This window comes from Plantactinospora alkalitolerans (assembly GCF_015690345.1).
In the GTDB taxonomy this organism is placed as follows: Bacteria; Actinomycetota; Actinomycetes; order Mycobacteriales; family Micromonosporaceae; genus Plantactinospora; species Plantactinospora alkalitolerans.
On record NZ_JADPUN010000153.1, the window covers coordinates 1 to 20,443 of the forward strand.

General features: G+C 70.1%; 15 protein-coding genes. 8 read left to right on the forward strand and 7 right to left on the reverse strand.

Features of this window, described 5'->3' with window-relative positions:
* The 3 genes from I0C86_RS15590 to I0C86_RS15600 form a co-directional block, all read left to right on the forward strand.
* Positions 1–905, forward strand: a 905-nt coding sequence (locus I0C86_RS15590) for a carbohydrate ABC transporter permease (RefSeq protein ID WP_407676311.1), incomplete at its 5' end; no start/stop codon positions are given.
* The gene (locus I0C86_RS15595; RefSeq protein ID WP_196201947.1) at positions 902–1,726 is read left to right on the forward strand and encodes a carbohydrate ABC transporter permease; all 825 of its coding nucleotides are present in this window, start codon (positions 902–904) and stop codon (positions 1,724–1,726) included. The genes I0C86_RS15590 and I0C86_RS15595, both read left to right, overlap by 4 nt.
* 32 nt (positions 1,727–1,758) lie before the next feature.
* Positions 1,759–3,471 (forward strand): amylo-alpha-1,6-glucosidase, encoded by a 1,713-nt coding sequence (locus I0C86_RS15600; RefSeq protein WP_196201948.1) that lies wholly within the window; start codon positions 1,759–1,761, stop codon positions 3,469–3,471.
* A 120-nt stretch (positions 3,472–3,591) separates the two neighbouring features.
* On the opposite strand, the gene I0C86_RS15605 is transcribed toward I0C86_RS15600, so the two are convergent.
* The 5 genes from I0C86_RS15605 to I0C86_RS15625 all read right to left on the reverse strand — a co-directional run bounded on the left by I0C86_RS15605 (position 3,592) and on the right by I0C86_RS15625 (position 9,971).
* On the reverse strand, positions 3,592–5,298 hold the full coding sequence (locus I0C86_RS15605; RefSeq protein WP_196201949.1) for an ArnT family glycosyltransferase: 1,707 nt from the start codon (positions 5,296–5,298) through the stop codon (positions 3,592–3,594).
* Between the two features lie 96 nt (positions 5,299–5,394).
* Entirely contained in the window at positions 5,395–6,573 is a 1,179-nt protein-coding gene (locus I0C86_RS15610) for a low temperature requirement protein A (RefSeq protein ID WP_196201950.1), read from the reverse strand.
* A 102-nt stretch (positions 6,574–6,675) separates the two neighbouring features.
* Positions 6,676–7,710: a HAMP domain-containing sensor histidine kinase gene (locus I0C86_RS15615; RefSeq protein ID WP_196201951.1), complete on the reverse strand. Its 1,035-nt coding sequence runs from the start codon at positions 7,708–7,710 to the stop codon at positions 6,676–6,678.
* A 17-nt stretch (positions 7,711–7,727) separates the two neighbouring features.
* Positions 7,728–8,399: a response regulator transcription factor gene (locus tag I0C86_RS45045; RefSeq protein ID WP_196201952.1), complete on the reverse strand. Its 672-nt coding sequence runs from the start codon at positions 8,397–8,399 to the stop codon at positions 7,728–7,730.
* A gap of 9 nt (positions 8,400–8,408) precedes the next feature.
* Positions 8,409–9,971: a serine hydrolase domain-containing protein gene (locus I0C86_RS15625; RefSeq protein ID WP_196201953.1), complete on the reverse strand. Its 1,563-nt coding sequence runs from the start codon at positions 9,969–9,971 to the stop codon at positions 8,409–8,411.
* Between the two features lie 971 nt (positions 9,972–10,942).
* On the opposite strand from I0C86_RS15625, the gene I0C86_RS45050 reads away from it, so the two are divergent.
* Positions 10,943–13,324, forward strand: coding sequence for an EAL domain-containing protein (locus tag I0C86_RS45050; RefSeq protein WP_196201954.1), 2,382 nt, complete (start codon positions 10,943–10,945; stop codon positions 13,322–13,324).
* Between the two features lie 24 nt (positions 13,325–13,348).
* Here I0C86_RS45050 and I0C86_RS15635 read toward each other — a convergent pair whose 3' ends face one another.
* Both I0C86_RS15635 and I0C86_RS15640 read right to left on the reverse strand, forming a co-directional pair.
* A complete protein-coding gene (locus I0C86_RS15635; RefSeq protein WP_196201955.1) occupies positions 13,349–14,008 on the reverse strand; it encodes a response regulator in 660 nt (219 codons plus the stop codon).
* Positions 14,005–15,165, reverse strand: coding sequence for a sensor histidine kinase (locus I0C86_RS15640; protein ID WP_196201956.1), 1,161 nt, complete (start codon positions 15,163–15,165; stop codon positions 14,005–14,007). The genes I0C86_RS15635 and I0C86_RS15640 overlap by 4 nt, the downstream gene beginning before the upstream one ends.
* Before the next feature lie 165 nt (positions 15,166–15,330).
* Between I0C86_RS15640 and I0C86_RS44470 the strand changes: the two genes are divergently transcribed.
* From I0C86_RS44470 to I0C86_RS15655, 4 genes are read left to right on the forward strand one after another with little or no spacing between them, the layout of a single operon-like run.
* Complete coding sequence (locus I0C86_RS44470; protein WP_255527741.1) at positions 15,331–15,465, forward strand: hypothetical protein; 135 nt, start codon at positions 15,331–15,333, stop codon at positions 15,463–15,465.
* Positions 15,462–16,841 (forward strand): MFS transporter, encoded by a 1,380-nt coding sequence (locus tag I0C86_RS15645; protein WP_196201957.1) that lies wholly within the window; start codon positions 15,462–15,464, stop codon positions 16,839–16,841. Before I0C86_RS44470 ends, I0C86_RS15645 begins: the two co-directional genes overlap by 4 nt.
* A gap of 47 nt (positions 16,842–16,888) precedes the next feature.
* Positions 16,889–18,730: an ABC transporter ATP-binding protein gene (locus I0C86_RS15650; protein WP_196201958.1), complete on the forward strand. Its 1,842-nt coding sequence runs from the start codon at positions 16,889–16,891 to the stop codon at positions 18,728–18,730.
* Complete coding sequence (locus I0C86_RS15655; RefSeq protein ID WP_196201959.1) at positions 18,727–20,442, forward strand: ABC transporter ATP-binding protein; 1,716 nt, start codon at positions 18,727–18,729, stop codon at positions 20,440–20,442. The genes I0C86_RS15650 and I0C86_RS15655 overlap by 4 nt, the downstream gene beginning before the upstream one ends.
* Position 20,443: the final 1 nt, after the last annotated feature.

A 20,443-nucleotide genomic window follows, 5' to 3' on the forward strand; every position in this document is an offset into this window, starting at 1 on the left:
CCGGGCCCTCCCCGTCCCGCGCCCGCCGACCCGACCGATGGCTGGCGTGGGGCTTCCTGGCACCCGTGACCGTCTACCTGCTGGCGTTCTACGCCTACCCGCTCTACCGCAACGTCGAGCTGAGCCTGCGCGAGTACACGGTCCGCTCCTTCGTGCAGGGCGGCGCGCCCTTCGCCGGCCTCGACAACTACCGGACGGTCCTGACCGACCAGGCCTTCGGATCGACGCTGGTACACACCCTGGTCTTCACCGCCGTGTCGCTCGCGTTCCAGTTCACCATCGGGATGGCCCTGGCGCTCTTCTTCCACCAGCACTTCCCGCTGTCGCGCACGCTGCGGGCGTTGATCCTCGTTCCGTGGCTGCTGCCGCTGATCGTCTCGGCGTCGACCTGGTCGTGGCTGCTCAACAGCGACTCGGGGCTGGTCAACGCGGCGCTCGGCTCCGTCGGCATCGGTCAGGTCAACTGGCTCACCTCGCCGGGCTGGTCGCTCACCTCGGTGATCATCGCGAACGTCTGGATCGGCATTCCGTTCAACCTGGTGGTGCTGTACAGCGGCCTGCAGGCCATCCCGGCCGAGATGTACGAGGCGTCCGCGCTCGACGGTGCGACCGGATGGCAGCGGTTCTGGTCGATCACCTTTCCGCTGCTGCGTCCCGTCTCCGCGATCACGCTGCTGCTGGGGCTGATCTACACGCTGAAGGTCTTCGACATCATCTGGATCATGACCAGGGGTGGCCCGACCGACTCCTCGGCCACACTCGCCACCTGGTCGTACCGACTCGGCTTCGGCAATCTGCTGCCCGAGTTCGGGCCGGGTGCGGCCGTCGGCAACCTGCTCATCGTGATGGCCCTGATCGCCGGGCTCGTCTACATCCGGATCGAGCGGAGGCAACAGCTGCGATGACCAGACCAAAGCCTCGGACCTGGTGGAAGACCGGCATCGGCCTGGTGCTGACCGGGCTGATGCTCTTCCCGGTCTACTGGATGATCAACGTGTCGTTCACCCGGGACCAGGACATGCGGGCCAGCCCTCCGCACCTGGTTCCGACCAACGGCACGTTGGACGGCTACCGGGCGGTGCTCGACCAACAACTGCCGTACCTCGGCACCAGCCTCCTGGTCGGCCTCGGCACGGTGGCGCTGACCGTGGCGCTGGCCGCCCCCGCCGGATACGCGCTGGCGAAGCTCCGGCCCCCCGGCGGCCCGGCGCTGAGCTTCGTGCTGCTGATCGCGCAGATGATCCCCGGAGTCATCATGGCGATGGGCTTCTACTCCATCTATCTCAATCTCGGTGTCCTCAACACGCTGCCCGGCCTGATCCTGGCGGACTCGACACTGGCGGCGCCGTTCGGCGTGTTGATCTTCACGGCCTTCATGTCCGGAATCCCCGACGAGCTTCTCCAGGCTGCCGTGGTCGACGGCGCCGGCCGGCTGCGGACCTTCTGGTCGGTCGTGCTGCCGGTCAGCCGCAACTCGATCATCACGGTGTCGCTCTTCGCGTTCCTGTGGTCCTGGTCGGACTTCATCTTCGCCTCGACCCTGGCCGGCGGCGCCGACCACCAGCCGATCACCCTCGGCATCTACCACTACATCGGCAACAACAACCAGCAGTGGAACGCCATCATGGCCACCGCTGTCGTCGCCTCCATCCCGGCCGCCGTGCTGCTGGTCCTGGCTCAGCGGTACGTCTCGATGGGCGTGACCGCCGGTGCCGTCAAGGACTGACCACCCGCACCACAGAAAGGCACCCGCCACCCATGACCGTCGCCCCGTCCGGTCCGGAATTCCCCGTCCAGGACATCCCGTTCAGCTACCGCGGATCCTGGTTCAACATCTCCCCGGTGATAGCCGAGAAGACGTACGCCGACGACCTGCACCTGGTCTCCCACCAGACCGGGCTGCATCCGGTACTGCGCCTCGCCCCGGCGGTCGACGGCACCACGGTCGTCGCCACGCCCGCGCTGCTGACCTGGCGCGACGGCGTTGACCGGATCGAGGCCGTCTACGACGGGACGGACACCCTGCGGATCCGGGGGCGACGGCTCGGCCTTCGGGTGGCCGCAGCGGCGAGCACCCTCACCCCGTTCAGCGGCACCTACCTGTACCGCGATCCGGTCGACGGGTCACACGTGTTCACCTCGTACGAGACCGGTCGCCGCTACCGGATCACGGTGCTCACCGGCGCCCTCCAGCGGGCCGACGGCGTGGAGGCCCTCGGCGCCGCCGACCGGTTCCTGGAACTCGGCGGCGACCAACCCTGGGAGATCGCGATCGAGGAGTACGCCACAGCCCGCCGCCCGTACGCCGGATCCGTCACCTTCGACCAGTTGTGCCGCGACCGGATCGCCGAGTTCACCGCGTTCGTCGACGCGGTCGCACCGTGGCGCGGGGCGGACACCCCGGCCGCCGAGCTGGCCGCGTACGTACTGTGGTCAGCCACCGTCGCCCCGGCCGGCTTCGTCACCCGGCCCGCCGTCCTGATGTCCAAGCACTGGATGGACAAGGTGTGGAGCTGGGACCACTGCTTCAACGCGATCGCTCTGGCGGCCGGCGAGCCGGAGCTGGCCTGGCACCAGTTCCAACTGCCGTTCGACCACCAGGACGGGGCCGGCGCCCTGCCCGACTCGATCGCTCACTCCGAGGTCCTGCACAACTACGTCAAGCCCCCCATCCACGGCTGGGCCCTGCGACACCTGCGCCGACGTCTCTCCCAGCCGCCGAGCCGGGCGGCGCTGGCGCAGACGTACGACCGGCTGGTCCGCTGGACCGGGTTCTGGCTCGACGCGCGCCGAGCCCCCGGCGTCGACCTGCCCCACTACCAGCACGGCAACGACAGCGGCTGGGACAACGCGACGACCTTCGACGACGACCGGGTCCTCCAGACGGCCGACCTCGCCGCGTTCCTGGTCTCGCAGCTTCGCTGCCTGGCCGACCTCGCCGCCGAACTGGGCGAGCCGGCCGACCGGTGGTCCCGGGAGGCCGACCGGATCCGCGCGGCCATGTTCCGGGACCTGTGGGACGGCGAACGCTTCACCACCCGCAGCCCCCACACCGGGCAACGGCGGGCGAGCCGCAGCCTGCTCGGCCTGATGCCCGTCGCACTCGGGGCCGACCTGCCCGCGCCGGTCGCCACCGCACTGGCCCGGGGCGTCGAAACCCACCTGACCACGCACGGGCTGGCCACCGAGCCGACGGACTCGACCCATTACGTTGCCGACGGCTACTGGCGTGGCCCGATCTGGGCACCCTCCACCGTCCTGGTCGAGGACGGTCTGCGGCGGGCCGGGCAGACCAGGATCGCTGACGAGATCAGTCGACGATTCCTCGCGCTGTGTGAGAAGTCCGGGTTCGCGGAGAACTTCGACGCCGAGACCGGCGCCGGGCTCAGGGACCGCGCGTACACCTGGACCGCCAGCAGCTACCTCATCCTCGCCGCAGCCCAGGAAGAGCGGCGGGTGGCCGGTGGATAGCCGCACCGGCTGAGCGGGCCCGGCCTGGGCCACCGAGGCCAAGGGCCCTCGCTCCGGGTTCTTGGCCGGCCGGCGGGATCGGGCCGGGACGGTGTGACCGCCGCGCCGCCGCGGCCCGCGTCACGGCCGTCGGTAGATCGTGATCGAGTGACCGACCTCGTCGATGGGCCTGCTGCCGTCGATCAGCGTCACCAGTGGGCGGTCCAGCCTGGCGGCCCGACTGTTGGACACGACGAGCAACCCGTGGACCTCACCCGGCGGTACCTTGAGCGGGTTGCTGGCGACGATCCCGTAGTGGGAAGGTATGCCGCCGCCCTTGTAGACGAGCCAGACCTTCTCGCCCGGGTACCGCTGCCGGAGGCGGTCGGCCAGCCGCCCCAGGTCCTGACCCCAGTCGACGTTCGAGTCGTGCAGGTGCAGGTGGGTCTTTGCCGGCCCGCCGAACGCCTCGTTCGAGTACGGCAGGTAGTAGGGGTACGTGCGCAGCGACGAGATCGCGACGAACAGGACCAGTGCGACGGTTCCGGCCGCTGTCCACCGCCAGCGGACAACGACGACGGCCGCGGCCGCGACGGCGAGGAACATCGGCATGAAGATCGCGTACCGGGTGCCGAAGTCGCGGGCCCCGGTCACGGCTGCGGCCAGCAGGACGCCCGTGGGGATGAGCACATACGGCACCGCGGGCCGCAGCCGCTTCACCGTCAGCATCGCCACGCTGCCGGCGAGCCACAGCGCGAGGGCGCCGAGCGGCGTCTTCACCAGCATCGCGACCGGCAGGTAGTACCACAGCGAGCCTCGGTAGTGCCGGCCGAACAGGAAGCCGTGGAATGTCCTCCGCTCGAAACGGACCTGGATGCGCATCCCGTCCCGGTACGGCTCCGGGAACGGCAGCCACTCGAAGGCGAGTCCGCGCAGCCCCTGCAGGGGCCGCATGTTGTCCGGCGTCACCCAGCCCAGCCGGGGATCGACGGCGAGATACGTGGCCCACACGACGACGACCGCGACCATGGCGACGCCGACCGCCGCCGCCGCGCCGAGCGCGAGAAGCCGGGTCCTTCCGCGTCTGTCGAGGTCCGTCCCGCGGCCGGCGTACCAGACGGACAGAACGACCAGCAGCAGTAGCATCGGTACCACCGCCAGCGCGCTCATCCTCGTGGCCATGGCCGCGCCCATCGCCATGCCGGCAAGTGGGAGGTAGCGCAGCGGTCGCCGTCGGGCACGCCACAACAGCCAGATCGACGTCAGCAGGAACCCGGACGTGGGGACGTCGAGCGTGGCCAGCGACCCGTGCGCGATGATGTCGGGCGAGAACGCGTACAGGGCGAGCGCCACCAACCCGCCCACCCGGCCGACGAGGTCAGTGGCGAACAGGTAGACGACCAGACCGAACAGCAGCGTCAGCAGGATCATCGGCAGCCGTGCCAGCAGCATCAGCCGCTGGGGGTCGTTACCGGATTCGTAGAGCAGATGCCGCCCGACCTGCCCCTGGTTACCGGTGAAGGCCGGATCGAGGCGTGCGTCGCTGAAGACCAGACCGGCCCCGATGATCAGCTTTCCCAGTGGCGGATGTTCGGGGTTGTACCGCAGGCTGTGCTCCCGCAGGTAGACCATTGCCGTGCCCACGTACACGGGCTCGTCGATGGTCGGGGTCTGCTGCACGGCGGTGGTCAGCATCGCGACCGCCATCTGGACCAGGAACGCGACCACGACGAGCGCGAACAGCCACCGTCGGTGCCGCCGCAGCACGTCGAATCGGCCGGGCGGGGTGGACGGCGCGACGGTCGGGTGGCACTCGAGATCGAGCGGCGGGCGTTGTCCCTGCATCATCTCCAGGCATCCGGGAAGTCCGATCGGAACCGTCACTCCGCTTGTCGGCATAGATGATGACACGTCCCCGGTTCAGGTGGACGACCGGCTCACGACCTAGTCGGGCGGCGAGGGCTTCTCGTGTGGGTGTTTCCACTCGCGTATCGCGTCCCAGATCGTAATGCCGGCCAGGACGACGGTCGCGGTGCTGGCGGCGATCCTGGACGGCAGCTGGATCATCACCGGTACCACGGCGGCCAGCACGAGAATTCCGGTCACTCGGGATGGGGACACCCGGGCGAACACGTCGTACTCGAGACGGGCCCGCCCGGCCAGGAACAGCGCCGGTCCGCCGAGGATGACCCCCAGCCATCTGGGATCCTCGTGGCCGGTCGGGTTGTCGATGACGAGTGCGTGGCCGACGCCGGTGGTGAGAATGCCGGTCACCATGACCAGGTGGGTGTAGATCTCGGACTGGCCACGGCGGGCCGGGCGGGGGGCGACTTCGATGGCGGCGGGCAGTAAGGTCCCCGCGCGGTGGAAGTAGATTCGCCACATCAGCACGGCGGTGGCAAAGGACACCGTGGTCGGAACCACCTGGTCGGGCTCGAACCTGTTGGCGAACGTCAGGCCCGTGAGCAGGATCGTCTCACCGATGGTGATGATGATGAACTGCTGGTAGCGCTCGGCGAGGTGCTCGCCCGCGATTCGCCACTCGGCGATACGGGAGCGGCCAAGGCCGGGTATCGGCCAGCCGAGCAGGAGTCCTGTGTAGTCGATCGCCAATGCCAACGCCCACAGCCATCCTCGTTCAGGGCTCTGCGGAAAGAGTGCCGCGCCGGCGATCCAGGGTACGGCGGATGCCGCGGCCCAACAGAGTGACCGAACGGGACTGTGCTGCTCACGGCTCGGAGCGAACAGCAGAAGGAGGAGGGAGCGGCCGAATTGGATGACGACGTAGGTGACCGCGAACGTCAGGCCTCGGGCGCCGAACGCGTGGGGCAGGGTGACCGCCATGATCATGCTGCCGAACATGACCCAGACGGTGACCAGTTGGACCGCCGGTCGTCCCGCGTCATGCCTACTCGTCACCCACGCCGTTCGGACCCAGACCAGCCACAGGGCCAGCAGCAGCAGTGCCGTCTGACTGACCTCGGGCAGGAGGATCCGACGGTCCAGGGTGAAGTCCTCGATGAGCCGCTGCGAGAAGCGCGTGAGCGCGAAGACGTACACCAGGTCGAGGAGCAGCTCACCCTCGCGGCCCCACAGCGGTCCACGCTCCGCACCATTCATCATCCGCCCGTTCTGCCGGCTTATATCCGCCTTTAGGGTAGCTGCACCGCGTCCTTGGTATCCGGCGCCGGCGAAGGTGCGATGTGCGTTGTCGGCGAGCGCGGGTCACGACCTCAGGGTCAGGCGGAACACCGCACCGTCCCCGGCCGGCCCGGGCGAGGTGACCGTGATGCCTCCGCCGTGGGCCTGGGCGATCTGGCTCACGATAGGCAGGCCGAGCCCGTGGCCGGGCCGGGCATCCCCACGCCAGAAGCGCTCGAAGATCCGCCGTTGCTGCTCCGGCGGGACGCCGGTCCCGTGATCGGCCACGACGACCGACACCATCGGCGCCGCCCGCTCGATGCGGACGTCCACCGCCGATCCCGGTGGCGCATGGCGAACGGCATTGTCCAAGAGGTTCGAGACGGCGCGCCTGACCGTGGATTCGTCCACCCGGCACACGACCGTGTCCGGCGCCGAGACGACGATGTGGACGCGTCTCGCGGCGGCGAGCAACCGGGCGTCCGCGACCACATCGCGTACGGCGGCCGCGAGGTCGGTCGGCGACCGGGTGATGGTCCGGGCCCGGCCCCGCGCGTCGACGAGCAGTTCCTCGATGGTGCGCTGGAGGCGGTCGGCGGCGGCACGGGACCGTTCCAGGCCCTGCCGGTAAATCTCCTCGGTGGGCGCCGGATGGGCGAGTACGACCTCCGCGTTCGTCATCAGCACCGACAGCGGAAGGCGCAACTCATGGCTCGTCTCCTCGATGAGCCGGCGCTGGGTCTCCGCGGCGACCTGCAGCCGATCGAGCATGGCGTCGAAGCTGGCAGCCAGGGCGGTCACCTCGCTCGGCCCGTGGTCCAGCCCGATGCGGCGGCCGAGATCCGTGGCCTCGATGTCCTCCGCCACCGCACGTACCCGGTGCAGGGGGCGTACCGCTCGTCCTGCCCACCACCACGCCACCGCGGCGGCCACCGGGGCGAGCGCGATCAAGGTGCCGAGCGGCCAGCCTGACAGGTTGACGTCCGACACCACCGCCGGCGGCTGACCGTTCTCGACGCTGCTGGTGATCTCCGTGTCGGTCGCCAGGACGACCCCGAACAGCAGGAGCACGGGCACGTAGATCGCGACGAACCCGAGTGCCGCGAGGCGAACCCGCAACGATCGCCACCGGTCCCTCACGACTCCGCCCGAAGCTGGTAGCCGACGTTCGGAATGGTGACGATCGGCGGCGGCGCGCCGAGCTTGCGACGCAGGCGGCTGAGGATGACCCGCACCGACGCCGTGAACGGGTTCGCGTTCGCGTCCCAGACGTGCTCCAGGAGATCCTCCGTCGACAGCACCGCGCCAGGATGGAGCATGAAGTAACGAAGGAGCGAGTACTCGCGTGGCGTCAGGGCGAGGAGGACACCCGCCCGCCACGCCTGGTGCGTCGACGGGTCGAGCGTCAGGCCACCCACCCGCAACGTGGTCCCCTGTTCGACCCCGCGGCGGGCCAATGCCCGGATCCGGGCGGTCAGCTCACCGAAGTGGAACGGCTTGACCAGATAGTCGTCCGCACCGGCGTCGAGCCCCGCCACCCGATCGGCGACCGCGTCGCGGGCCGTCAGCACGATCAGCCTTCGCGGCCGGTTGAGGTCGGGATCCGTGCCACATCGACGGACCAGCTCGAGCCCGTCACCGTCGGGCAGACCGAGGTCGAGACACATCACATCGTACGAGGTGATCCGGAGGAGCTCCTCCGCGTCGGCGCCGGTGGCCGCCAGGTCGGTGGCGTAGGACTCGTTGCGGAGCCCGATGGCGAGAATCTCCGCCAGCTCCGCGTCGTCTTCAACCACGAGGATCCGCACGTCGCCACCTCAGCCGACCCGCTGCGCGGAGGTCGTGGCACCGTTCGGGCCGTTCACGGTCATGCGATCCTTCGCGAACCCGACACTCACGTCGGGGCGTACCCCGGTCGGATCGTCCGGGTGGTAGCGGTTGTCACCGGACGGCAGGAACTGCAGGGTCGGATGCTCCTTGGTCGGCACCTCGGCGGCCTCCACACCACCCTCCTCGTTCAACGCGAACCATCCGAGGACCGGTTTGCCGCTGGAGAGCACCGAGACGTACGTCCGGATCTCGCCGCCATGCGCGATCGATCCGAGGAAGGTTACCTTGCCCATCGGCCCGATCTGCTTCTCGAAGGCCGCGCGTTCCTTGCGGCCCTCCTGGGTCTCGCCGGCCAACAGCTTGCCCACCATCTCCTCGTGTGCGCGAAGCTGGCTGCCCGGAACGCCGGCGGGCGGCGGGAAGATCGCGGCGACCGCGTCCGCACCCACGGCGGTGATGGCCAGCCGGTCGTCGCGAACGGTCGCCGTGAGCGATCCTCCGGCACCGAGCTGGTACGTGCCGACCACGGCGTCCAGGTCCGCCTTGCTCGCCTGCGCCCTCGGCACCGGCAGCGGCTTGCCCGCAACCATCGCCGGTCCGACCGCCTGCAACAGCTCCTCCGCGGAGATCTTCGGCTTGTTCGAGGCCATCGCGATGACCCGCTGTCGCCGGGGGAGCCAGACGACCACCGCGTTGTGCCCGATGTCGCCGCCACCGCCGGCCGTCGCCAGGAGCGGCTCGCCGTACAGCGACGTGTCGTACGCGACCCAGCCCGGCGCCTCGCTGCGACCCTCCCCGATGTCACGGCCCGGCGTGGCGATCGCCCTGGTCGAGGCGGCGGACACGATCTTGCCAGTGAACAGCGCGTGCGTCCACGTCGCCAGTTCGGCTGTCGTCATGGCCAGGCCGCCGTTGCCTTCGACCGCCCAGTACGGGCCGGAGAACTCGCCGGCGTCGTCGGCGGTGCCGTCGTCCCGGTAGCCGACCGCCCGCGGACCGGGCGCGGCCGGTTGTCCGTTCCAGAAGCCGCCGGCCGTGCGACCGTCGGGCAGCGGCAGGATCTCCGACTTGAGATAGTCACGGTAGCCCGATCCGGAAACCCTCTCGACGATAAGGGCCAGCAGCGTGTAGCCCGCGTTCGAGTACAGGTACTTCTTACCTGGTTGTGCGGCCAGTTCGAGCTTGCCGATGGCCTTCAGCGCCTCTTTTTCGCTCATCGGCTGCGTGTCGTTGCCGTGGGTTCCCTTGAGCCCACTGGTGTGGAGCAGCAACTGGTGAACCGTCGCCGCACGAACGGGTCCCTTCAGCTCCGGCAACAGGTCGCCGGCCATGTCGTCCAGCTTCAACTTGCCGTCGTCGGCCAGATGGTAGACGGTGGCCGCGGTGAATGCCTTGGTGATCGAACCGATACTGAACGTCGTGTCAATGCTGTTCGGTGTTCTGTCGTCGGCGGAGCCGTACGCGGCCAGACAGTCCGTCGCGCCACCGGTCGAGACCGCGATCGACCCGCTGAAGCCGGCAACCGCCCAAGCGCTGAGCGACGTGTCCAATTCGCGGGGACAGGACGTCGACGCCGGTGCACTCGTCGCTCCCGTCGCATCTTCGGGATCGTCCTCCGTGCAACCCGATAACAAGATCAATGCGGCGGTGAGAACGGTGAGCTGCCTTTTCATGGAGGGACCGTAACGAGGCTGGGGTGAACGCGCTGTTAACGTGCGAATCCCGGCAGGGACATGCGTCGGGCCGCCAGTGGTCCTCGGTCAGTGGTGGGGCGAGGATCTCGATGTCCTCGCTTCGGGTACTCGTCGCCAGCACCCGGAGCATCGCGAAGAGTTCCGTACGTGCTGCCGGGGGATCCGGCACCGGTCGTCGCCCCGACCGGCGATCGGCGCGGGCATTCGAGGTGTGTACCCGCGGACACCCGACCGGAATCCGGGTACGGACAGTTTCAAGATCCGATGCCTCGATTACCCGTGCAAGGCGCGGAACGAGGCGCCGGCACCGGCCTCGCCCGGGTGCTATACCCGTCAATCCGAAACACGGCAACGATCCGCATGATCATATGTGGGGGCACCGCCGGGCGGCGAATGTTCACTACGGTCAGTAGCGGCCGACGTTATATTGTAGACACCCACCACGCGTGATAACTTACGTCCCGGCACGACACAGGGCGCAGAGCCCGCACCTCGAGTGAGTATTCCGCGAATTCGAGTTGGTGCTCAAACGGGACGAGCAGAGCCATGGCGACCAGAGCTGTCGGGCGGAGCGAATAATGGCGCCACAGATGTTGGCGATGGCGCTGCCGACGCCTTCCGCCGAAGTTCGCGGGTGCCTCAAGTGGATTCGCCGGCCTCCGCCGGGATGTCGTCGGCACCGGGAAGGCGGCTCGACGTCGGCGGCGTCGGCGGCCTCGTGGAGAGCCTCGATCCCGACAGACAGCCGCACTTCCGATGGGCGATGAGCTGCAGAACTCGCGCCGCCGGTCGACCTTCGCACGTACACGGGAAAACGAGGACAGCCAGTGAGCACATCCCGCGCAGCCGAGCCGGCGCTGGACACCGACCTGTGGGTGCTCGGCTCGCCCGTCTACCGGGCCGTCAAGGTTCTGGTCGTGAGCCTGGGCGTCGCGTACGCGCTCACCACGCTGATCCCGTTCGGTGATCAACGGCCCGCCTTCCTGGACACCTGGTTCTACTCCGGAGCGCTGGTCGCCACGTCACTGCTGGCGCTCGCCCGACCGGTTCTGGTCCGGCGCAACCGCCTCGCGTGGGCCTGTGCCGGGGCGGGGGTCGCCTCCTGGTCGATCGGCGACATCTACTGGTCGGCCAGTTTCTCCTCGGTCGCGGCCAGCGAGATTCCGGTTCCGTCGTTGGCGGACGTGTTCTACGTCGGGCTGTACCCGCTGGCATATGTCGGGTTCATCGTGCTGGCCCGTGGCACGGTGCGCCGCCTGCCCGCTTCGGTGTGGCTCGACGGGGTGGTCACCTCGCTGGCGGCCGGTGCCGTGTTCTCCGCCGTCATGCTGACCGACGTGCTGTCCGCCGACGCCGGTAAGGCGTTGGCGGAGACGATCACCAATCTCTCCTATCCAATCGGAGATCTGGTGCTCATGGTCGTCGCGGTTGCGGCACTGGCCATGGTGCGGTGGCGTACCGACCCGGTGTGGTGGCTGCTCGGACTGGGCGCGGCCGCCTTCGCCGTCGCCGACACGGCGTACCTGCTCGGCCTCGCCAACGACACGTACGACGACGGCACCTGGATCGACGGCACGTGGATGATCGGCCTGACCCTGATGGCGCTGGCCGGTTCGCTGTTCCGTCGCCGGCCCGCCGACGAGGTGCGGGGCTTCGCCGCGCTGCTGGTCCCGATCCTGTTCTCGCTCTGCGCGCTCGTGGTACTCATCGTCGGCACGTTCGTCCCACTGCACCCGATCTCGATCATCATGGCCAGCGCCTGCCTCGTCGCCGCCGGCGCCCGAACCGCCCTCACCTTCGAGCAGACCCGGGAGTTGACGCGTACCCGCGTCGAAGCGACAACCGACGAGTTGAGCGGGTTGGGCAACCGGCGGGTGCTCGACTCCGCGCTACCCGGCATGCTCAGCAGCCTTCCGTCGGGCGCGGCGTTGCCGCTCACCATCGTGAGTGTCGACCACCTACGGGAGATGAACCGGATCCTCGGCTACACGGCCGGCGACATGATCCTCAACGCCGTGGGCTCCCGGCTGCGTGCGGCCCTGCCGACCGAGGCGGTCGCGGTCCGCCTCGGCGGCGCCGAGATAGCCATCCTGCGGACCGTCACCACGGGCACGGCCGAGAGCGTCGCCAGGGACACCGAGAACCTACTGCGCAGCCTGGGGCGCCCGGTCGTCGCCGGTCCGATACCCGTACAGATCGAGCTGAGCGCCGGCGTGGCCATCGCACCGGTACACGCGACCACGTCCGCCGAGCTGATCCACTGCGCCGCCGACGCCCTGCACGCGGCGAAGGCGAACTGCTCGGAGGTCGAGATCTACGATCCGAGCCTTCGCGGTGACCTGCACTCGCACCTCTTGCCGGACCTGTTGCGGGCTGCGGAGAACGGGCAGTTGTTCGTGTACTACCAGCCGAAGATCGACCTGACGACACGCCGGCCGGTGGCCCTGGAAGCCCTGCTCCGCTGGCGCCATCCGACGCACGGCTGGGTCGAACCCGCTCCGCTGCAACGACTGGCGGCGCAGGTGGGGCTGACCCGTCAACTCACCAGGATCCTGCTGCTGTCCGCACTGCAGGCCTGCGCCGCCTGGCGACGGAAGGGCTACGAACTGGGGGTGGCCACGGACGTGTCGGTGGCCGATGTGCTCGACTCCCACCTGCCGTACGACGCGGCAAAGATGATCAACAAGGTCGGCGTGCCGCCGGGCGCGTTGACCCTGGAGATCGCCGAGGAGGTCCTGCTCATCGACGCCCGCCGCACCGCCACGGCACTGAGCCAGTTCCGCCACTTCGGCGTCCGCCTCTCGCTGGACCACTACGGCCGCTCCGCGCCGTCCCTCGCCCGCCTGCGCAACATGCCGGTCGACGAGCTGAAGCTGGACCCGTCGTTCGTCGAGCCGATGCTCAACAGCACCCAGGATGCCGTCGTGGTGCGCTCGACAGTGGAGTTGGCCAGGTCCCTGGGCATCACCACGGTCGTGGAAGGGGTCGCCACGCACACCCTGCTCGACGCGGTGACGCTGTCCGGCTGTTCCGCCGCACAGGGCAGCCTGTTCAGCGAACCGATGACCGCAGACAGCCTGCACGGCTGGCTGGCGTCGTTCCCCCAGGCGCCGGTCGAGCATCAACAGACCGTCTCCGGACCGCGTCAACCCGGCCAGCCGACGTCGAGCGGACGGGGCGTCGACCCATCCATCGGGCGACATCGATAGCGGTGCTCCGGGCGATCTGGCTGGTCATCCCTGTCGGGGGGTCACCAGACCGGATTCGTATGCGAACACCACGAGCTGGGCGCGGTCCCGGGCATGCAGCTTGGTCATCGCCCTGCTGACGTGCGTCTTCGCGGTGGTCGGGCTGATCACCATGTGGGCGGCGATCTCGTCGTTGGACAGGCCACGGGCCACCAGGGCGGTGACCTCGCGCTCGCGGTTGGTCAGCACGTCGAGCCCCGCGGGCGCGCGTTCGGGGCGACGGGCGACGTACTCCCGGATCAGGCGGCGGGTGATCGCGGGGGACAGCAGCGCGTCGCCGCGGGCCGCGACCCGGACGCCCTGTAGCAGGTCGGCGGGCTCGGTGTCCTTGACCATGAAGCCGCAGGCACCGGCCCGGAGGGCGTTGAAGACGTACTCGTCGAGGCCGTAGTTGGTGAGGATGACGACGTGGACACCGCTCAGCCGCTCGTCGGCGGCGATCAGCCGGGTCGCCTCGATGCCGTCCATCACCGGCATCTGGATGTCGATGAGGGCGACGTCGGGAAGATGCTCCCGGGCGAGTGCGACGCCCTGCTCGCCGTTCGCCGCCTCGGCCACCACCTCGATGTCGTCCTCGATCCCCAGCAGGGCCCGGAAGCCGCCACGAATGAGAGCCTGGTCGTCCGCGAGGAGCACACGGATCACGACGCATCTCCGAGAGGAAGCTCGGCGCGTACGGTGAAGCCGCCCTCGGGACGGGGCTCGGCACGCAGTCGGCCGCCGAGGGCCGCGACGCGCTCGCGCATGCCGAGCAGGCCCGTGCCGGGTACGGGCGGTGCGTCCGGGTCGGCCCCGCCGTCGTCGTCGACCTGCACGACCAGCTCCTCGTCCGCATAGTCGATGCGCACCGCCGCAGCCGCGCCGTCCGCGTGCCTGGCGACGTTGGTGAGCGCTTCCTGGACGATCCGGTACGCGGCCCGGTCCACCTCGGCCGGCAGCTCGCGCCGCCTGCCGGAGATCGTCACCGCGGCCGGCAGTCCGGTCGAGCGGGCCCGCTCCACCAGGTCGTCGAGCCGGTCGAGGCCGCTGACCAGGGATCCGCCGTCGGAGCCGCCGGAGCCCTCGGAGTCGTCGGAGCCGCGCAGCACCTCCAGGGTGGCGCGCAGCTCGCGCATGGCGTCGCCGCTGGCGTCCTGGATGGCCAGCAGCGCGGGAGGCACGTCCTCGCCGAGCCTGCGTGCCACGTGGACGGCCACCCCGGCCTGGACCTTGATGATCGAGATGCTGTGGGTGAGCGAGTCGTGCAGTTCCCTGGCGATGCGCAGCCGCTCCTCGCCCGCGCGGCGCCGGGCCACCTCCTCGCGGGTGCGCTCGGCCTCGGCGGCCCGCTGCTCGGCCTCGTCCAGGTACGCCTGGCGGTGCCGGGTCACCGTCGCCGCCACACCGGCCGCCACGAACCAGCCGATCAGCAGTGCGATGCTCTGGAGACTCTGCCAGGAGCCGTCGACGCCGGTCAGGTTCACCACCAGGCCGACGCCCAGGAAGACCACGCCCGCCAGCGCCGCGGCCAGCCGATGACCGGCCCTGACCGCGCCGAACACCGACAGCATCACGGGAAAGGCGGCCGACGGTCCCGGCTCGATGTGCACCGCGACCCCGAGCATGCACGCCGTGCTGACGAGCAGCGACACCAGGGGCGCCCGCCGCCAGGCGACGAGCGCGAGCGAGCCGGCGAGGACGGCCGCGAAATCCAGCACACCCGCGCCCGGCGTTATGGACACGACGACCGTGAGCAGGACGGCCATCACGGCGGCGAGCAGGCCGTCCTGGGCGAGCGGCCCCAACCGGTCCATGAACCTCATTCATGCAGATTAGAGCCTGCCGGGCCGGAGATCGTCCGCTGCGGGTCGTAACAGATCGGTACTCCCCGCGAAGTAGTCGGGCCGTTCCTACTTCCCAGGCGCCGGAGCGGAGAGTCATCCCGGGCAGGATGACCGCTGACCGGCCCGGACACCACGATGTTCGGCATGGACACGATCAGACTCGAGGACGGGTCGCGCCACGTCGGCCCGGAGAGCCGCTGGCCGTCCCTTCTCGCGCCGGAACCCGGCACCAGCGGGTCCGTGGCCGCCAGCGCGGCGCGGCGAACCGAGGCGCGATGACGGCCAGGGAGCCGGCGGGCGCAGGCGTGGTGATCGAGCCGGCCGCCCGGCCGGGGCTCACGCTGGCCGCGGTGGCCGTGGTGCAGTTCCTGGTGTCGCTGGATCTCTCGGTGGTGAACGTGGGGCTACCGCAGATCGCCGCCGGTCTCGGGTTCGGCGCGGTGGGGCTGACGTGGGTGATCCATGCCTACGCGTTGACCTTCGGTGGTCTGCTTCTGCTGGGCGGGAAGGCCGCCGACCGGTACGGCCGCAGGCGGGTCCTGCTGCTCGGGCTGGGTCTGTTCGGTGTCGCCTCGCTTGCCGGCGGGTTCGCGCAGGAGCCCGGTCATCTGGTGGCTGCCCGGGCCGCTCAGGGTGTCGGGGCCAACGCCGCCGGAGGGGCGCTCGGTGTGTTGATCGGCGGCCTGCTCACCCAGTACGCCGGCTGGCGCTGGGTGATGCTGGTGAACGTTCCGATGGCCGCCTTCGCACTGGCCCTGGCCCGGCGGGGTGTGGTCGCGGGCCCGGCCCCGGTCCACGGCGGCCGTCCGGACGTCGTCGGCGCCGTCCTGGCCACGGCGGGCATGACCCTGCTGGTGTTCGGCGTCGTCCGCACCGACCAGTACTCGTGGGCCTCGCCGGAGACCCTGGCCACGCTGGCGGTCGCCGTCACGCTGCTGGTCGCGTTCGTCCACGTCGAACGGACCACCACCCGCGAACCGCTGATCCGGCTCGGCCTGTTCGCCAACCGCTCGGTCGCCGGCGCGAACGCCTTTACCCTGCTGATCGGCGCGGCCATGGCCGCGTCCTTCTACTTCATGTCCCTCTACCTGCAACAGGTCCTCGGAACGGGGCCGGCGCTGACCGGGATCATGTTCCTGCCGATGGCTCTCGGGGTGGTCGTCGGCTCGTTGCTGGCGGTCAAGCTCGGCTACCGGGTGGCTCCACGGACCCTGCTGGTCATCGGTGGGCTGCTGACCGCGTCCGGGTTCGCCTGGTTCGGCCTGATCAGTCCCGACGGCGCCTTCGCCACCGACGTCCTCGGGCCCTCGATCATCGCCAGCGTCGGCTTCGGGCTATGCCTCGGACCGGTCGTCTCCATCGCCACCGCCGGCGTCGCGCCCTCCGAGACCGGCACCGCCTCGGGCCTGCTCAACAGCTCACGCCAGCTCGGGGCCTCACTCGGACTCGCCGCCCTGGGCACCGCGGCCCATCAACGGACCGGCCAGACCGTGACGCCCGAGAGCCTCAACGACGGATACGCACTCGGGCTGTCCCTCAGCGCCGCGCTCCTGGTCACCGCCGCCCTCATCGCCCGCACCGTCCTGCGGCGGACCAGGCCGCCGGCACCCGCCGAGCAGACCGACGACCGCGATCTGCTTCCGGCCCGGAAGTGACGGGCGTTCCGCCCCATGCCGCGCACGGCCACCAGGACGGGAGAGCGATGACCAGCACCGATCTCGCCGAGGCGAGGGAGCGGTCCATACCCATGCCACCGGATGCCGGCTCTGCGGCGGAACAGAGCCTGGCAGCGCTGCTACGTCCGCATCTGGGGAGTTTCGCCGCCGTTGTCGTCCTGCGTGTCATTGGCGCCGTTGCGGGCCTGGCGCCGCTGCTGGCGGTGGTCGAACTGGGGCGCGCGCTGCTGTCGCCCGGTCCGACCGACCGCGGCCATGTCTGGATCGTCGTGATCGCGGGCGGGGTCGGCCTGCTCGTCCGCCTGCTGTTCACGGCCGCGTCGTCCGGACTCGGGCACCTGCTCGACGACCAGGTGCAACTGTCGTTCCGCCGGCGGCTGGCCGCCCGGCTGGGGCGCGTGCCGATCGGCTGGGTCTCCCGGCGCCGGACCGGCGAGCTGGCCAAGGTCGTGGGGCAGGACGTGAGCGCCGTGCACCCGTTCATCGCACACACCCCCGGGGAGCTGGTCTCCGCCTTCGTGGTCCCGCTGGTATCGCTGGCCTACCTGTTCACCGTCGACTGGGCGCTCACGCTGATCACGCTGATACCGGTGGTGCTTGCGGTGGCGCTGGTCCCGCTGATGATGACCCCGGCCCGGCTGCGCGAGCAGAAGGAGTTCGACGGGGCCATGGAACGGATCGCGAGTTCGGTCGTGGAGTTCGTCCAGGGCATCGCGGTGGTCAAGGCGTTCGGCGGCGGCGAGCGTGCCCATCGCGAATTCCGGACGGCAGTGCAGGATTTCGTCGCCAGCTTCTACCGGATGGTGCGCGGTCTCGCCGGGATCGCGGCGGGGATGCAGCTGGTGCTGTCGCCGCCGTTCGTGCTGCTGGTCGTGCTGGTCGGTGGTGCGGCTCTGATCGAGGACGGCGGCATGGCGCCGGCCGACCTGCTGGCCTTCCTGCTGCTGGGGCTGGGTTTGACCGCGCCGGTGGAAGCTCTCGGCCATGGCTTCGACGATATGCAGGCCGCCCGGCGCGCGGTCGACCGGATCCGGGACGTGCTCGCGGTGCGGTCGCTACCGGAGCCGGCCCGTCCGATCGCACCACAGGGCCACCGGGTGGAGCTGCGTGACGTCCGGTTCGGCTACGTCGCCGACCACGAGGTGCTGCGCGGGATCGACCTGGTGCTCGAGCCGGGCACGGTCACCGCGGTCGTCGGACCGTCGGGCAGCGGGAAGTCCACCCTGGTCCAGCTGCTACCGCGGTTCTTCGACCCGACCCACGGTTCGGTCTCCCTGGGCGGCGTCGACCTGCGCGAGCTGGGCAGCCGGGAACTCTACCAGCAGGTTTCCTTCGTCTTCCAGGACGTTCGCCTGCTGCGTGCCTCGGTTGCGGACAACATCGCGCTCGCGGTACCGCGGGCCGACCTCGACGACGTGGTTCGCGCGGCCCGGCGGGCGAACATTCACGAGCGGATCCTCGAGCTGCCACGCGGATACGACACGGTGCTCGGGGACGACGTCAAACTGTCGGGCGGGGAGGCGCAGCGGATCTCGCTCGCCCGCGCGCTGCTCGCCGACGCACCCGTTCTGGTGCTCGACGAGGCGACCGCCTTCGCCGACCCGCAGACCGAGCGGGCGGTACGCCGGGCCCTGGCGACGCTGGAGGGCGACCGGACCCTCCTGGTCATCGCCCATCGCCTGGAGACGATCGCCGACGCCGACACCGTCGTGATGCTGGAGAACGGGTCGATCGCCGAGCGCGGCAAGCCCGCCGAACTGCTGGCCCAGGACGGCCGGTTCGCCGCGTTCTGGCGAACCCACCGATCGGCGATGACCGACGGGACCGGAGCCCACGGTGGCGTACCGCAAGGAGACGAGGTCCGATGATCCGAATGCTGCTGCGCGTGCTGGGACCCGAGTACGCTCCGCCGGTACGCCGCACCGTGGCCCTGATGACGACGACCGCGGTGGTCGAGGGGCTGTCCTACGCACTGCTGGTTCCGGTGCTGCAGGCGCTGTTCGGAAGCACGCCCGCGGATGCCCGGCCCTGGCTGATCGCGTTCGGGGCCGCGGTCGCGGTCTACGCCGTGCTGCGCTACGCCAGCGACCTGTCCGGTTTCCTCGCCGGGACCACCCTGCTGCGCGGCATGTACCACCGGCTGGGCGACCACCTGGCCCGGCTGCCCATCGGCTGGTACGGCGGGGGCCGGGTCGGGGAGGTGTCCGTCCTGGCCAGCCGGGGCGTCCTCGACGCGATGAGCGTGATCGCGCATTTCCTGGCGCCGTTCATCTCGGCCTGTGTCACTCCGTTGACGATCATTTTCGTGATGCTCGCCTTCAACTGGCAGCTGGGACTGGCCGCGTTGGTCGCCGTACCGGTCGTGGCGGCGATCCAGGCCTGGGCCGGACGCTCGATGGCCGCCGCCGACGCCGAGCGCACCGAGCGTGGCAACGAGGCCACCGGACGGGTCATCGAGTACCTTCAGGCCCAGCCGGTGCTGCGCGCCGGCGGCCGGACCGTCGAACGTTTCGGGTTGCTCGACGACTCGCTGAAGGAACTCCAGCGCGCGTCCCGCCGTTCCACGCTGTCGGCGCTGCCCGGCGTCCTGGGCCTGACGCTGACGGTGCAGACGATGTTCACCGTGCTGCTGGTGCTCGGCGCCTACCTCGCGCTCGGCGGGAACGTCGGCCCGGCGCAGATCCTGACGATCCTGGTGTTGGCGGCCCGCTGCGCGGATCCGCTGCTGTCGCTGGCCGACATCGGTGGCCAGATCCGCGGGGCGCGCGCCGAACTGGGCAGACTCGATGCGGTGTTGCGCACCGAGCCGCTGCCGGAGGCCCGCGAACCCATCCGCCCGGCAGGTCATGACCTGGAGTTCGAATCCGTCGCGTTCCGGCATGCCGGCCGTACGGTGATCGACGACGTGTCGCTGTCCGTACCCGAGGGCCAGCGGCTCGCCGTCGTCGGACCGTCGGGTGCGGGCAAGAGCACCCTGCTCCAGCTGATCGCGCGGTTCTACGACGTGGACGCGGGCGCGGTCCGGTTGGGCGGCGTGGACGTGCGTGCGATCAACACCTCGGTGCTGATGCAACAGATCGCCATCGCCTTCCAGGACGTCTATCTCTTTGACGGTACGGTCGAGGAGAACGTGCGTCTCGGCCGTCCCGACGCCGGCGAGGCCGAGGTGCGGGCGGCGGCGAACGCGGCGCGGCTGGACGAGGTGATCGAGCGGCTGCCCGCCGGCTGGGCGACGAACGTCGGCGAGGGCGGCGCGCTGCTGTCGGGTGGCGAGCGGCAGCGTGTCTCGATCGCCCGGGCGCTGCTGAAGGACGCGCCGGTCGTCCTGCTGGACGAGGTGACCTCCGCGCTGGACCCGGTGAACGAGGCGGCCGTCCACGAGGGTATCGAGCGCCTGTCGGCGGGCCGGACGGTGGTGATGGTGGCGCACCGCCTCCGGACCGTCCAGCGCGCCGATCGCGTCGTCTTCCTGGACCGCGGCCGGATCGTGGTGGAAGGCGCCCACGACGAGCTGCTGCGCCGTAGCGGCCGCTACGCCGCGTTCTGGAACATCGCCGTGACACCGACGCCAAGCGGATGAC